The 14,104-nt window shown below is 73.4% G+C and carries 12 protein-coding genes; 10 read left to right on the top strand and 2 right to left on the bottom strand.

What is annotated here, in order from left to right; all coding sequences use genetic code 11:
• Positions 1-26 precede the first annotated feature (26 nt).
• From HUT10_RS33680 to HUT10_RS33645, 8 genes are all read left to right on the top strand, one after another.
• Positions 27-3,191: a BTAD domain-containing putative transcriptional regulator gene (locus HUT10_RS33680; RefSeq protein WP_176174874.1), complete on the top strand. Its 3,165-nt coding sequence runs from the start codon at positions 27-29 to the stop codon at positions 3,189-3,191.
• A gap of 75 nt (positions 3,192-3,266) precedes the next feature.
• Complete coding sequence (locus HUT10_RS33675; RefSeq protein ID WP_176174873.1) at positions 3,267-4,772, top strand: FAD-dependent oxidoreductase; 1,506 nt, start codon at positions 3,267-3,269, stop codon at positions 4,770-4,772.
• A 92-nt stretch (positions 4,773-4,864) separates the two neighbouring features.
• A complete protein-coding gene (locus HUT10_RS33670; protein WP_254897134.1) occupies positions 4,865-5,776 on the top strand; it encodes a hypothetical protein in 912 nt (303 codons plus the stop codon).
• Between the two features lie 411 nt (positions 5,777-6,187).
• Entirely contained in the window at positions 6,188-7,240 is a 1,053-nt protein-coding gene (locus HUT10_RS33665) for a C40 family peptidase (RefSeq protein ID WP_176174872.1), read from the top strand.
• A gap of 86 nt (positions 7,241-7,326) precedes the next feature.
• Complete coding sequence (locus HUT10_RS33660; protein ID WP_176174871.1) at positions 7,327-7,692, top strand: hypothetical protein; 366 nt, start codon at positions 7,327-7,329, stop codon at positions 7,690-7,692.
• Positions 7,693-7,744: 52 nt separating this feature from the next.
• Positions 7,745-8,290 (top strand): DUF305 domain-containing protein, encoded by a 546-nt coding sequence (locus HUT10_RS33655; RefSeq protein WP_176174870.1) that lies wholly within the window; start codon positions 7,745-7,747, stop codon positions 8,288-8,290.
• Between the two features lie 60 nt (positions 8,291-8,350).
• Positions 8,351-8,707 (top strand): BlaI/MecI/CopY family transcriptional regulator, encoded by a 357-nt coding sequence (locus HUT10_RS33650; RefSeq protein WP_176174869.1) that lies wholly within the window; start codon positions 8,351-8,353, stop codon positions 8,705-8,707.
• Positions 8,704-9,642 (top strand): M56 family metallopeptidase, encoded by a 939-nt coding sequence (locus HUT10_RS33645; RefSeq protein ID WP_176174868.1) that lies wholly within the window; start codon positions 8,704-8,706, stop codon positions 9,640-9,642. The genes HUT10_RS33650 and HUT10_RS33645 overlap by 4 nt, the downstream gene beginning before the upstream one ends.
• A gap of 116 nt (positions 9,643-9,758) precedes the next feature.
• On the opposite strand, the gene HUT10_RS33640 is transcribed toward HUT10_RS33645, so the two are convergent.
• Positions 9,759-9,908, bottom strand: a complete 150-nt coding sequence (locus tag HUT10_RS33640) for a hypothetical protein (protein WP_176174867.1) — start codon at positions 9,906-9,908, stop codon at positions 9,759-9,761.
• Between the two features lie 225 nt (positions 9,909-10,133).
• On the opposite strand from HUT10_RS33640, the gene HUT10_RS33635 reads away from it, so the two are divergent.
• Positions 10,134-11,564 (top strand): helix-turn-helix domain-containing protein, encoded by a 1,431-nt coding sequence (locus HUT10_RS33635; RefSeq protein ID WP_176174866.1) that lies wholly within the window; start codon positions 10,134-10,136, stop codon positions 11,562-11,564.
• Between the two features lie 57 nt (positions 11,565-11,621).
• Here HUT10_RS33635 and HUT10_RS33630 read toward each other — a convergent pair whose 3' ends face one another.
• Positions 11,622-13,181, bottom strand: a complete 1,560-nt coding sequence (locus HUT10_RS33630; RefSeq protein WP_176174865.1) for a M28 family metallopeptidase — start codon at positions 13,179-13,181, stop codon at positions 11,622-11,624.
• Between the two features lie 220 nt (positions 13,182-13,401).
• Between HUT10_RS33630 and HUT10_RS33625 the strand changes: the two genes are divergently transcribed.
• A complete protein-coding gene (locus HUT10_RS33625) occupies positions 13,402-14,100 on the top strand; it encodes a GAF and ANTAR domain-containing protein (protein WP_176174864.1) in 699 nt (232 codons plus the stop codon).
• The last annotated feature ends 4 nt before the right edge of the window (positions 14,101-14,104 follow it).

Genomic DNA, 14,104 nt, shown 5'->3' with positions numbered 1-14,104 from the left:
GCACGCGGCGCTGACACGATCGACGCATGGACGGGCTTCGCATCACGCTGCTGGGCACGTTCCGGGTGACCAGGGGCGACGCGGTCCTGCCGGTGCCGGGCGCACGGTTGCGGAGCCTGCTCGTCCGGCTGGCGCTCGCCGGCGGGCACGCGGTCGAGCCGGGTGTGCTGGTCGACGCGGTGTGGGGCGACGAGCCGCCGTCCGGCACCGCCTCGGCCCTGCAGACCCTCGTTTCCCGGTTGCGCCGCGCCCTCGCCGCGGCCGACGGCGAGCTCGCGCAGGTCGCGGGCGGCTACCGGCTGGCGGTGGACACCGTGGACGCGGTGGCCTTCGAAGAGCTGGCCGCGGCCGGCCGGGAGCGGCTGCGGGCCGGCGACGCGATCGCCGCGGGCACCGCGCTCGCCGAAGCCGTGGCGTTGTGGGGCGAACCCGCGCTGATCGCCGCCGTCGCCCCCGCGGTGGCGACCCGGCTGGCCGGGCTGTCGGTCGAAGCCGTCACGGACCTCGCCGACGCGGAACTGGCGCTGGGCCGCGCCGAACCGGCCGCCGCCCGGCTGACCGGGTTGCTGGCCGAGCACCCGGCGCACGAGCGGGCGGCGGCGCTGCTGATGGACGCGCTCGCCGCGCAGGGACGTCAGGCCGAGGCGCTGACCGTCTACGAGCGGGTCCGCCGGGCGCTGGCCGACAACCTCGGTGCCGATCCCGGCACCGCGCTGCGCGACCGCCACTTGCGGCTGCTGCAGCCCGCCGAGCCCGCGCCGGAACCGGCCCGGCCCGCACCCCTGCCCGCGCCGTTGACCAGCTTCATCGGCCGCGACGACGACCTCGCGCGCATCGACGCCCTGCTCACGTCCGGGCGGCTGGTCACCGTCCTCGGGCCCGGTGGCGCCGGCAAGACCCGGCTCGCGCTGGAGGCGGCCCGCCGCCACGGCCACGACGTCCGGCTCGTCGACCTCGCGGCCGTCACCGAGCCGGCGAAGGTCGCGCAGGCCGTGCTCGCCGGGATCGGGCTGCGCGGCAGCGCCCTGTTCGACGCCCGCAGGCGCGCCGGAAGCTCCGAGGTCGACCTGCTCGTCAGCGAGCTCGGCGGCCGGGAAAGCCTGCTGCTGCTCGACAACTGCGAGCACCTGATCGACGCCGTGGCCCACCTGGTCGCGACGCTGCTGCCGCGGTGTCCCGGGCTGCGGGTGCTGGCCACCAGCCGCGAACCGCTGGCCGTGGACGGCGAAACGCTCGTGCCGCTCGGTCCGCTCGCCTTGCCCGGCCCGGACGACGACGTCTCCGCGGTGGCGTCGGTGCGGTTGTTCACCGAGCGGGCGGCGGCCGTGCGGCCCGGTTTCCGCGTCGACGAAACCACGAGCGGCGACGTCGTGCGCGTGGTCCGCGGCCTGGACGGCCTGCCGCTGGCCCTCGAGCTGGCCGCCGCCCGGCTGCGGACGCTGTCGCTGCCCGACCTGGCCGACGGGCTCGCCGACCGGTTCCGGCTGCTCACCACGGGCAGCCGGACCGCGCCGCCGCGGCACCGGACGCTGCGGGCGGTCATCGCGTGGAGCTGGGAGCTGCTCGACGACCGCGAACGCACGGTCGCGGACCGGATTTCGGTGCTGCCCGGCGGTGTCACGGCCGCCTCGGCCGCGGCCGTCTGCGCCGGCACCGCCGTGCCCGCCTCCGACGTCCCCGACCTGCTCGCCGCCCTCGTCGACCGGTCGCTGCTGCAGCTGGCGCCCGGCACCGGCCGCTACCGCATGCTCGAAACCCTGCGCGAGTACGGGATCGACCGCCTGACCGGCGCCGGCACCCTCGATGCGGTCCGCGACCTGGCGGCCGCGCACTTCGCCGCCCTGATCGCCCGCCGGGACGCCGAGCTGCGCGGGCCCGGGCAACCGGCGGCGATGGCCGCCATCGGCGCCGAGTACGACAACGCGCTCGCCGCCCTCCGGCACCGGTGTGCGACCGGCGACGCCGACGGCGCGATCGGCATGGCCCTGGCGCTGACCTGGTACTGGCAGATGTTCGGCCGCGACTCCGACGCCGCCTACTGGCTGGCCGAGGCACTGGCGGTCCCGGGCGGCGCGCCGTCGCCCGAGCGGGACTGCGCGCGGGCCGCCCACCTGCTCGGCCGGGCGGACATCCTCTCCGGGATCACCGCCGAGGAAGCCGAAGGGGACCGGGCGGAGATGCGGGAGCTGGCCGGACGGCTGATCACGCGGCCGGGGTTGCCGGGCCACTACCGGGTCTTCGGCCCGATGCTGCTCTTCCAGCTCGGCGACAAGGCCGCGCTCCCGGTCCTGCGGGAGCTGGCCGATGGCGACGACGAGTGGCTGGCCGGGCTGGCCCACACGTTCCAGGCCGAGATCGCCGAGAACGCGGGCGAGCTGGACCGCGTACGCGTCCACGTGGACGCGGCACTGGCGGCCTTCCGGCGGGCAGGCGACCGGTGGGGCCAGGCGGCGACGCTGCCGATGCGGGCCCAGCTGCGCCGCTACGACGACCTCGACGGCGCGTGGGCGGACCTGGACGAAGCCAGGGCGCTGGCCGCCGGATTCGGCTCACCGGGCCTCGGCGACCAGCTCTACAACGACCTGCGCTGGATCGACCTGCACATCCGGCGCGGCGAAACCGGCCAGGCGCTGGCGATCATCGACGCGGCCCGTGAGCGGGTGCTGCGGACGTCACCGGCGGAGCTGCCGATCCTGATCGACGGCTGGGAAGCAGGCCTGCGGGTGGTCCGCGGTGAGCTGGCCGAAGCCGGCGTCCTGCTCGACGACGCGGAACGCCGGCTGCTCGGCGACACCGGGTTCCCCTCCGACCACGCCAGGACGCTCGTCGCCGGCGCGCGGTCCGCGCTGTTGCTGGCCCGGGGCGACCTGACCGGCGCGGACAAGTCCGCGCGCGCGGCGTACGCGGCCGCACTGGCCGCACAGGACCTGCCGATCCTGTCGCTGGTGACGGTGCACACGGCCGCGCTCGCCGAAGCGCTCGGGCGGCCACGCGAGTCGGCCGTGCTGCTCGGTGCGGCGGCTCGGCTGCGCGGTGCTCACGACCACACCGATCCGCAGGTCCGCGCGCTCACCGGCCGGGGCCGGGCCGCGCTGGGCGAGGCCGGGTTCGCCGCGGCGTACGCGGCAGGCTGGGAGCTGGACGCGCAGGCCGCACTGGCCGCGGCCGATCCGGCCCGCCTCGCGCTGTGAGCGCGGTGTGCGCGCCGTGTGCGTGACGACGGTCAGTCTCGGGGCACGGTGAAGTCCTCGAGAAAGCGGTTTGTCATGCATGACGTGGTGATCGTCGGCGCCGGCCCGGTCGGCTTGTTCCTGGCCTGCGAACTCGGCCTCGCGGGCCGTTCGGTGCTGGTGCTCGAACGCGAGACGGAGCCGGGGTCGCCGTGGCGGAGCTTCCCGCTCGGCATGCGGGGCCTGTCGGCCGGGTCGGTCGAGGCGTTCCACCGCCGCGGGCTGCTGTCGCCGCTGCTGGCCGCCTCCGGGGCGCCCGAGCGGCCGGTCCCGGACCAGCCGGCGCCACCGCGGTCGGCCGGCCACTTCGCCGGCACCCCGCTCGACCCGGCGGACGTCGACCTGGCCCGGCTGCCCCACCGGCTGCCGAGCCCGGCAGTCGACGGCCTCATGACCAGCCTCGAAGCGGTCGAGTCGGTGCTGGCCGAGCGGGCGGTCAAGCTCGGCGTCGAGATCCGCCGTGGCGTCGCGGTCACCGACGTCACCCAGGACGGTTCGGCGGTCGTCGCCCGGGCCGGCGAGCAGGAGTACCCGGCGAAGTGGCTGGTCGGCTGCGACGGCGGCCGCAGCACGGTCCGGCGGCTGGCGGGCTTCGACTTCGACGGCACCGAGCCGCGGCTCACCGGTTACCTGGCGCTCGTCACGCTCGCCGACCCCGGTCTCCTCCGGCCGGGCTTCACGCCGACCCCGCAGGGCATGTACGTGACGATGTCGGAGCCGGGTCACCTGGGCGTGCTGGACTTCGACGGCGGGACGTACGACCGCACCCGGCCGCCGACCCTCGAGCACCTGCAGTCGGTGCTGCGCCGCGTGTCCGGCACGGATGCCACGCTCACGGAGGTGCAGTTCGCGTCCAGCTTCACCGACCGCGCGAAGCAGGTGACCACCTACCGCCGCGGCCGCGTCCTGCTGGCCGGCGACGCGGCCCACATCCATTCGCCGCTGGGTGGCCAGGGCCTGAACCTCGGCCTCGGCGACGCGCTGAACCTGGGCTGGAAGCTGGCGGCCACGGTGGCCGGGACGGCACCGGCCGGCCTGCTCGACACGTATTCGGCGGAACGCCACCCGGTCGGCGAGCGGGTCCTCGACTGGTCGCGGGCCCAGGTGGCGGCGATGGGCCCGGACCCGCACGCCCGGGCGGTCAAGTCGGTGCTCACCGACCTCCTGGCCACCCGCGACGGCACGACGTACGTCTTCGAGCGCACGTCCGGCACGTCGTTGCGCTACGACCTGGGCAGCGAAGAACCGCTGATCGGGCACAACGCGCCGGAGTTCGTGCTGACGGACGGGACCAGCCTCGCGGACCTGCTGCAGGACGGCCACGGCGTCGCCCTCGACTTCGGCGGCGGCTTGCGGGAAGTGGCGCAGCGGTACGACGACCGGATCCGGTACGTCGCCGGTCCCGCCCGCGACGACCTGGGATTCGGTGCGGTGCTGGTCCGGCCGGACGGGATCGTCGCGTGGGCAGGCGGCCGGGAACCCGACCGCGGTGCGTTCGAGGAAGCCGTGCGGCGCTGGTTCTTTTCCGTTGAGGCCGAATAGATCGGCCGGAGCCGGACACCGGGTGATCGACTCGATACGGTGGCGCGCACCGAAGTCGATCTCGAGGTACTGGGGTGGTCAACATGCGGAGAATGCGGAAAATCCGGCGGCTGGCGACGATCGCGACCGGAATCGTGACCGGGGTGGCCCTGGCGGCCGGGCCGGCCGCGGCAACACCGGCGATCGAGCTCCCCGAGGGGATGACGGCCGGCTACCTCGTCGTCGACCAGGAGACGGGGGCGACCTTCGGCTCCGGCGAGCACCAGCAGTACCGCTCGGCCTCGCTGGTCAAGCTGTTCATCGCCCTCGACTACCTCGAATCGCACGGGCCCGACTACGAGATCCCGGCCGACGACCTGGCCCTGCTCGAGCCGATGCTGCGCTCCAGCAACGACGACGCGGCCAGCACGCTGTGGGTCCGCGACGGCTGGGACGAGATCGTCAAGCGGATGGTCGTCAAGCTCGGCCTCACCGACACCGCGCCGCCCGCCGCCCGCGGGAAGTGGGGGTACACCGCGATCAGCGCCGCGGACATCGTCCGGACGTACCAGTACATCCAGCACGAGGCGGACCCGAAGTACCGCGACTTCATCATGGGCAACCTGGCGCAGTCGACCAAGTGCGGTTCGGACGGTTTCGACCAGTCCTTCGGCCTCCCCAGCGCCGTCCCGGGGCCGAAGGCGGTCAAGCAGGGCTGGTCCGGGTTCGGCGCCGCCCCGGCACCCGGCGAGCAGTGCACCGAGCCCGGCCCCGCCGCCCGGCGGGTGCTGAGCTCGCCGGAGGTCCGGGCCGCGACCGCGGTCGCCTCCAGCGGCGAGGGCACGGCCGCCCCGCTCGGCGTCCAGGACATCGACCTCACCAGCCGCGCGATGCACACGAGCGGCACGGTGGGCGGCACGATCGTGGTGGTGCTGACCCTGGAGCCGACGACGTTGTCCTGGAAGGACTCCGCCGCGCGGATCACCGAGCTGACCCGGGAGGTCTACTGCCAGGCCGGTCTCTGACCGCACACCGTTCCGAGCAGAGCACGTCCAGCCCGGCCGAGGTCCGGCCGGGCTGGACGTGCAAGTCAACGGCCAGTACAAAGTGGACGTCGCCCGCGCCCTACTATCGCTCTTAGTAAGAACGGCCATGACTGATCGTGAGGAGCCCGGTTTTTCTTTTCCGGGTTTGACCAGGTCACCCGCCGGCGGCCGGTTTTTCTTCCCCCGAAAGGTGGACGGCGGCCCGTTCCGTTCGTAATCTGGCCGAGATCTCGCGGCCGACGCCGTTCACCCGATGGCGACGCGGGATCGCTGCCGGGACGCCGGATCACCGAACGCGCGCTTCACCTGGTGCGGTACCGCGCGGCCCGGCTCCGGCGACCGGACTCCCCACCGGCCGGCAGCCCGAAGGAAAAGGAGAATTCCGCGACCGTGCAGTCGCATCCGATCAGGCGTGTGGTATCCGGCATCCTCGCCGCGGCTTCGGTGATCACCCTCGTCACCGTGGCCCAGCCCGCGGCCACCGCCGCCCCCGTCCCCGTCCTCCAGGCCCCGCCCACCGGCTCCGAAGCCCTCGCGAAGTACCGCGAACTGGCCGCACAGGCGGAAAAGCTCAACGAGGACCTCCTCAAGGCCCAGGGCGACCTCGACGCCAAGCAGGGCGAGCTCGACAAGGCCACCAACGACGTCAAGGCCGCGAAGGACCAGGCCGCCACGGCGTCGGAGAACCAGAAGAAGTACCAGACCGAGGTCAACAAGTTCGCCGGCGCGTCCTTCACCAGCGGCGTGCAGCTGAACAAGCTGTCCGCGCTGCTGTCCGGGACGTCCACACAGGACTTCCTCGACCGCTCCTCGGCACTGGAAGTCCTCGCCACGGACAAGAGCGCCGCGCTGGGCAACCTCACCGGCGCCGTCCAGCAGGCCACCGACGCGGCCGCCAAGGCCGGCGACGCCGCGAAGCGCGCGCAGGACGCGCGGGACGCCGCGGCCAAGCTGACCGAGGACATCAAGGCCAAGCAGAAGACGCTCGACGACCAGATCGAGCAGCTCAAGGCAGCCAACCGCAACCTGAGCACCGCGGACAAGGCCGCCCAGCGCGACACGGGCGGCGCGGCACCGAACGTCAAGGCTCCCACGGCGGCCGCGCAGACGGCGGTGAACGCGGCGCTGAGCAAGCTGGGCAGCGCCTACGTCTGGGGCGCCACCGGGCCGAGCACGTTCGACTGCTCGGGGTTGATGCTGTGGGCCTACGGAAAGGCCGGCATCACGTTGCCCCGAAACAGCGCGGCGCAGGCCCAGTTCGGCACGCCGGTGCCGCGTGACCAGCTGCAGCCCGGCGACCTGGTCGCCTACTACTCACCCGTGTCCCACATCGGGATGTACATCGGCGACGGCAAGATGGTGCACGCGCCGACCAGTGGGGACGTCGTGAAGATCTCGCCGCTGCAGAGCCAGTACGCCGGAGCGACCCGGCCCACCGCCTGACCGTTCCGTCCGGGGCGGCACCGCTTTCCCGCGGTGCCGCCCCCGCTCACTACTAACCTCCGTAGTACTCCGGTACGGTGGGAGCCATGGCGGAGCGCGTCGGCCGGGTGCAGCAGGTGGTCCTGCTGTGCCTGCTCGCGCTGTGCGTGACCGCGATGCACCACGTCCCGTCCGCCGGCGAACCGATGGCGACCGTTTCGGTTTCGGCCATGGACGTCGCCGGCCCGGCCCCCGGTGGGCACCACGGCCCCGCCGGTGGGCACGACGTGCTCCACCTGTGCCTCGCCGTCCTGACCGCGCTCCTGCTGGTGTGCGTCCTGCTCCTGGTGGGGCGCCCGGGCCGCGCGAATCCGGCCCGGCGGACGTGGCCGCGGGGCTCACCGGCCCCGGAGCGGCCACCGGACAGACCCGGGCGGACCGTCTTGACCTCTCTCTGCGTGCTGCGGGTGTGACCGGCCGGAACACCGGCCCCATCACTCCCACACTCCCAGAGAAGGTTTTGTCATGCGCAAAAAACCGTTCCTCGGCGCGCTCGCCGTCGTCTTGACCCTCGCCCTCGGCGCGTGCGGCGGAAGCAACAACAGCAGCAGCAACAACGCGGACGACGTCATGTTCGCGCAGCAGATGATCCCGCACCACGAACAGGCGCTCGAAATGGCGAAGCTGGTGCCCTCGCGCAGCAGCAACCCGAAGGTCGTCGACCTCGCCTCGCGCATCGAAAAGGCGCAGGACCCCGAGATCCGGCAGATGCGGGGCTGGCTGTCGGCCTGGGGCGCGACCTCGGCGTCGAGCATGCCGGGGATGGACCACGACTCGATGCCCGGGATGATGCCGGCCGGGGACGTGGCGGAGCTCGAAGCCGCCAAGGGCACCGAGTTCGACCGCAGGTGGCTGGACATGATGGTCAAGCACCACCAGGGTGCGGTCGACATGGCCCGCACCGAGCTGGACAAGGGCGCCAACGCCGATGCCAAGGCGCTGGCGCGGAAGATCGCCGACGCCCAGCAGGCGGAGATCACCGAAATGCAGGGCCTGCTGCGGCAGAGCTGACGCCGTCGGGACCGGGCACGGGGGATGGCCGTGCCCGGTACCCTCGGCCGCGGAGGTCTCATGCGGCAGCTCGGCGAACTCGAAGCGGCGATCATGGACGTGCTCTGGACCGCGGCGGCGCCCATGCGGGTCCGTGACGTCCTCGACGGGCTGGAGCGGGATCTGGCGTACACCACGGTGATGACCGTCCTGACCAACCTGCACCGCAAGGGCTGGGTGGACCGCGAGCTGGAGGACCGCGCGTACCGCTACCGGCCGGTGACCACCCGCGAGGAGGCCACGGCGCAGACGTTGCACGACCTCCTCGACGCCGCCGGCGACCGCGAGTCCGTCCTCCTGCATTTCGTCGGCTCGGCTTCGGAAGAGGAGTCGGACATCCTCCGCCGCGCGCTGCGCCGGAAGGCCCGCAAGCGGTGATCCCGGCCGCGGCCCTGTTCCTCGGCGCGGTGGTGACCGGCTGGTGGTCACCACGGGCGCTGAGCCGCCTGGCCGCCGCCGGAACGGCCCCGGGCACGGTCATCGCGTGGTGGCTGCTCGCGGCGGCCGGGGTCGTGGCAGGCGTCCTCGGCAGCGTCCTGCTGCTGGTGCTCCCGGGCCACGGCCCGGCCGGCGCGGTGCTGCGCGTCCTCCACGACTGCTGGGCCACGGCCGGCCACGACGGCTTCCCCGCACTGGACCCGATCGCGGCCGCCGGCTCGGCCGCGGTGCTGGGTGCCGCCGTCGTGGGCCTGGCCCGCAACGGCCTGCTCCGCCGACGGCACCGGACGGTGGTGCACCGCCGGCACCTGACGGCTCTGCGCCTGACCGGTGACCGCCGGCCGCTGCCGACGTTGTGGCTCCCGGACGACCAGCCGATCGCCTACAGCATGGGTGGGCGCCGCCCGCTGGTCGTCGCCAGCACGGGCTTGGCCGACCGGCTCACCGGGGCGGAACTGCGCGCGGTGCTGGAGCACGAGCGGGCGCACGTCCGCGGTCACCACCACCTGCTGACCGGCGTGGCGGAGGTGCTCGGCCGGACGTTGCGGTTCGTCCCGCTGATGCGCGAGCTGCCGTCCGCGATGAGGCTGCTGGTCGAGCTGGCCGCCGACCGGACGGCCGCGGCCCGCTGCGGGACCGAGCCCCTGCGCTCGGCCTTGCGCCGGGTGCGCACCACCGGCGGCCCGCGCGGGGCGTTGTCGATGGCCGGGGCCGACACGGCGATCCGGCTGGACCACCTGGACGCCACCGCGGAACCGCGGTTCACCGCCGGGGTCAAGGCGGTCGTCGGTGGCGTGGCCGCGGTGCTGGCGCCCCCGGCCGTGGCGGTCGCCCTGGTCGTCGGGGCCGGGCTGATCGCGTGTCCGGCTTCGTGAACCGGTCACCCTGACCCGCTGCCCTCGGTTTCCTCCGCCGAGCCGGCTCTCGTGCGGGTCGCCGACGCCTGGTGCGCCATGGATCTCGGTGCGGTCACCGCACCCGGGCCAGGTGGTCACCGGCGGCCTCGTTCCTCCTCGGCTCGCCGGGCGGCGCCGGCGGCCTCACGGCCGGCCGAGGTGGCCACCCGCGCGTCCTGCTCCGGCCGGGCGCGCTCGTGCGGTGTCCGGCCGGCGCGGGCCCGTTCGACCCAGCGCACGGTCATGACCGCCTCCGCGGGCCGGAACCGGCGGTGACGCGAGGACGGGACACAGAACCTCCAGGTGGCTCGACGCAGGCGGACCAGCGTTCCGGACCGGACCGGCCGGGCGGATTCCCGCCGGATGGGAGTTTTCCCCGGAGTTTCCGCGGGCTCTCGGGCGCTGTGGCGGGCCGCGGTGATGCGCTACGGTGACCGACCGTCCGGGTACTCGGGGTCGGGAGCGGCGTCATGGGAACCAGCGGGGCGAAGCCCGGGAGCAAGCCCGAGCGCGAACGGCTCCGGCACCAGCTGCTCGCCGTCGGCAGCAGCCCCGCCCGGATCGCCGCCGAGATGGCCGGCCGCTGGCAGTTCAACCCGCGCCAGGCGTGGCGGTACACCCACGGCCTGTCCCAAACGGCGGTGGCGGCGCGCTGCAACGACCTGCTCGGCGACGGCCGTGCCCCGATGACCGGCAAGCGGATCAGCGAGTACGAGGCGTGGCCGCAGCGGGGCATCCGGCCCACGGTGCACGTCCTCACGTTGCTCGCCCGGGTCTACGGCACGGTGCCCCGCGCCTTGCTCGCCGAGGACGAGCTGCCGCTGCTGCCCGAGCCGGAGAGGCTCGTGCTCGACCAGCTCCCGTCGGACCCCGTCACCGTCCCGGCGGCCGGCTCCGGCCGCCTCGACGCCGCCGCGATCCGCGCCGCGGCCCACGCGTCCGGAGCGCACGCCGAACGGGCCGAGGTCACCGAGGTCGGCGCGATCACGCTCGAACAGCTGGACCACGACGTCGTCGAGCTCGCGCGCGCCTCCATCCGGACCCGGCCGGAGGAGATCTTCGACGAGCTGGTCCGCGTGCGCGACCGCGTCTTCCGGCTGCTGCAGCGGCGTGCCCACCCGGCCCAGCAGTCGCACCTGTACCTGCTGGCCGGCCAGACGTGCGGGTTGCTGGCCAACGCGAGCATGGAGCTGGGCTGCCACGGCGCGGCGGCCGAACAGTCGCGCGCCGCCTGGGTCTACGCGGAACTCATCGGCCACAATGGACTCAAGGCGTGGCTGCGCGGCACACAGGCGCTCATCGCGTTCTGGTCGGGAAACCCGCGTGAAGCAGCCCACCTGGCCCGGGCCGGCCGCGAATACCTGAGGCACGGCACGGGTTTCGTGCGGCTGTGCAACATCGAAAGCCGCGCCTGGGCCCACCTGGGAGACGTCCGCGAGACCCAGAAGGTGATCGGCATGGGTCACCACGCCCGCGACCACGTCACCGAGCCCGACGAGCTGCACGACCTCGTGGGCGGCGAGTTCGGCTTCGACGAGGCACGGCAGTCGTTCTGCAACGCGGGTGCGTGGGTCCAGGTGGGCAAGCCGGGCCTGGCGATCGAAGCGGCCGAGCGCGCGTTGCGGCTGTACGCAACGGAAGCCGAGCGCAACCGCCGTTACGGCGGCGAGCCGTCCACCCGCCTGGAGATGACGGACGGCTACCTGGCCGCCCGCGAACTGGACGCCGCGGACGCCGCGCTGGCCCCGGTGATCGGCACGGCGGCGACCACCGGCGTCGCCCACCTGGCGACCCGGCTGTCGGGGATCTGCGCAACGCTGGACGGCCCGCCTTACCGGAACTCGCGCGAGGCGCGGGAGCTCGCGGAGCGGATCCGCGCCCACCCGGTTCTGTCGACCTGACTGCCGGCCGGTGTTTCGTTCCGGGCGGCCCGAACCGCCCGGAACGCTCAGCACTTCCTACTTGGCAACATCGCCGGACTGGCCGGCGGTCGGGTTGCGCCCCGCGCCCGGCGGCGTCCGGCCCGGCACTCCGTTCACCACCTCCGTGCTGTACGCCAACGTGACCGTTGCGTAGGCGATGGCGTCGGCGTTCTGGTCCAGTGCCACCAGGTTGTTGTTCGCGAACGTGTCACACGCCTGGTGGTAGCAGCTGTCGTAGGCGACGCCCGCCGTGCCGCCGTAACTGGCCGCCTGGGCCGGCGTCTTCACTCCCTCGGCTCCGGTGAACAGTCCGCCCGCCGGTATTCCGGCCGCGATGAAGGGGCCGTAGTCGCTTCGGCCGTCGAAGGCCGTCGGTTCCGTCGGCAGGCCCCGGTCGGCGAAGTACCTCAGGAACACGCTCTCGATCGGGCCCGAACCGGCCGGCCCCGGGTTGCTGAGGCCCGCCGAACCGTCGCCGTCGTACACGAACCTCGCGAAGTTCGGCGAGGCCACCATGTCGAAGTTCAGGTACAGCCCGATCCGGTTCAGCTCCGCCTGGCTCAGGCTCTGCACGTAGTGCGCCGAACCGAGCAGGTTCAGCTCCTCCGCGCCCCACCAGGCGAACCGCACCGTGTTGGTGGGCTTCGCCTTGGCGAACACCCTGGCCACCTCGAGGATGGCCGCGCTGCCGCTGCCGTTGTCGTTGATTCCCGGGCCGGCGAGCACCGAGTCCAGGTGCGCCCCCACCATCACGACGTTCCCGTTGGTGCGCGCTCCGGGCAGCTCGGCGAGCACGTTGCGGGTCTGCCGGATCTGGCTGACCGTGCTCGTCGCCAGGTGGACCGTCGCCCCCTGCAGGCTGACGCCGATGTCGAAGCTGGTGGCGACCACCGGGATGGTGATGCCCGGCGCGCCCAGCGTGCCGCCGAAGGCGTCGGTGCGCCCCGGCTGGCCCTCGTTGAAGATGATCACGCCGCTCGCGCCGGCGGCCTGCGCGTTGGCCGCCTTGACGGCGAAGGCGCAGCTGCCGCGCTGGATCAGCGCGATCTTCCCCGGGACGAACCCGGCGAAGTCGGCCGCCTCGCACCCGCTCGTCGACGACGGCACCGGCGCCGGCGGCACCACCAGGTCGACCGCCTGCGTGGCCGCGGTGACGTTCCCGCTGCCCGAGTAGGTCATGGTGCTGAAGTCGGTGCCCGGCGCGAACAGCCGGAAGAGCGGCGCGACCTGTTCCATGGTCTCGCTGTCGAGCTGGAAGAACGGGAAGTCGAAGTCCTGCGTGGTGACCTTGAGGCCCGCGGCGCGCGCCTGGCCCTCCACGTAGGCCGCCGACGCGGTGAAGCCGGGCGTACCCGAGGCCCGGGTGCCGCCGTTGGCGTCGGCGGCGCCCTGCAGCGCCTGCTGGTGGGCGCGGACACCGCCGACCGTGACGCACTCGAGCACCAGCTGCACGGTGTTGTTGGTCCGGGTGCTGCACCCGGACGGCGCGGCGGAGGCCGGGCCGCCCACGGCGGCGACCGCGGGGAGAACGAGCAGACCGGCGACCGCGGCGGCGAGGGCGCGCGGTCTCTTTCGCGGGTGGGGGCCAGGGGACATCGTCGTCCACATCCTTTCGGGCACGGACGCCGGTTGCGCCCGTACCCGGATGAGTCGGGACAAACGGCGCAAGTGTGACAGCCGATCGGCGGAGTGGAGCAGCCATGCTTGGGCTTTAGGAAGCGGTGAATCAGCAGTTCAAGGCTCCGAAATGCGGACGAGCGCCGCCTCGCTAAGCTGAAATTCTCGACGAAGGGCAGGCACGGAGGGGGTCCCCCTGATGCAGGACGATTCGGACAAGACGGGCACGAGCTTGAGTGCCACGCTGAGCGCGATCGCCCGGACCCTCCAAGCCGAGCCCGACGTCGACACCACCCTCGCGGCGATCGTCAAGGCCGCGCTCGACCACGTCGAGGGCGCCGAGTACGCGGGGATCTCCCTGGTCGAACGCGGCCGCCCGATCCGCACCGTGGCCGCGACCGGCGATGTCGTCTCGGGGATCGACGAGGTGCAGTACCGGGTCGGCCAGGGGCCGTGCCTCGACGCCGTCGCCGAGCACCAGGTGTACACCACCGGCGACCTCGCCACGGAGGAGCGCTGGCCCGCCTTCGCGCCCGCGGCGGCCGAGTTCGGGGTGCACTCGATGCTGTCCTACCGGCTGTTCGTCACGGACACCACGCTCGGCGCGCTGAACCTCTACTCCCGCGCTCGTGACGCGTTCAGCAGGCAGACCGTGGAAGACGGCACGCTGTTCGCCACGCACGCGGCGATCGCGCTGGTCGGCGCCCAGACCGAAGCCCAGCTCACCGCCGCGATCGAAACCCGCGACGTCATCGGCATGGCCAAGGGCATCCTGATGCAGCGCCACGACATCGACGCCGTCGGGGCGTTCCGGCTGCTCGTGGAGAGCTCGCAGAACACCAACATGAAGCTGCACCAGGTCGCGGCGTGGCTCGTCGAAAACCGCCACGAGCTGTGACATG

The organism is Amycolatopsis sp. Hca4 (assembly GCF_013364075.1).
Lineage (GTDB): Bacteria > Actinomycetota > Actinomycetes > Mycobacteriales > Pseudonocardiaceae > Amycolatopsis.
The sequence above is the reverse complement of the archived record's forward strand: the minus strand, read 5'-3'. Positions and strand labels throughout refer to the sequence as shown.

Bases quoted from the DNA above. Each gene is read 5' to 3' on its own strand.
- HUT10_RS33660 (WP_176174871.1), top strand. From the start codon at position 7,327: ATGGCGGAGCGCGTCGGCCGGGTGCAGCAGGTGGTCCTGCTGTGCCTG.
- HUT10_RS33670 (WP_254897134.1), top strand. From the start codon at position 4,865: ATGCGGAAAATCCGGCGGCTGGCGACGATCGCGACCGGAATCGTGACC.
- HUT10_RS33650 (WP_176174869.1), top strand. From the start codon at position 8,351: ATGCGGCAGCTCGGCGAACTCGAAGCGGCGATCATGGACGTGCTCTGG.
- HUT10_RS33635 (WP_176174866.1), top strand. From the start codon at position 10,134: ATGGGAACCAGCGGGGCGAAGCCCGGGAGCAAGCCCGAGCGCGAACGG.
- HUT10_RS33655 (WP_176174870.1), top strand. From the start codon at position 7,745: ATGCGCAAAAAACCGTTCCTCGGCGCGCTCGCCGTCGTCTTGACCCTC.
- HUT10_RS33675 (WP_176174873.1), top strand. From the start codon at position 3,267: ATGCATGACGTGGTGATCGTCGGCGCCGGCCCGGTCGGCTTGTTCCTG.
- HUT10_RS33630 (WP_176174865.1), bottom strand. From the start codon at position 13,181: ATGTCCCCTGGCCCCCACCCGCGAAAGAGACCGCGCGCCCTCGCCGCC.
- HUT10_RS33625 (WP_176174864.1), top strand. From the start codon at position 13,402: ATGCAGGACGATTCGGACAAGACGGGCACGAGCTTGAGTGCCACGCTG.
- HUT10_RS33680 (WP_176174874.1), top strand. From the start codon at position 27: ATGGACGGGCTTCGCATCACGCTGCTGGGCACGTTCCGGGTGACCAGG.
- HUT10_RS33640 (WP_176174867.1), bottom strand. From the start codon at position 9,908: ATGACCGTGCGCTGGGTCGAACGGGCCCGCGCCGGCCGGACACCGCAC.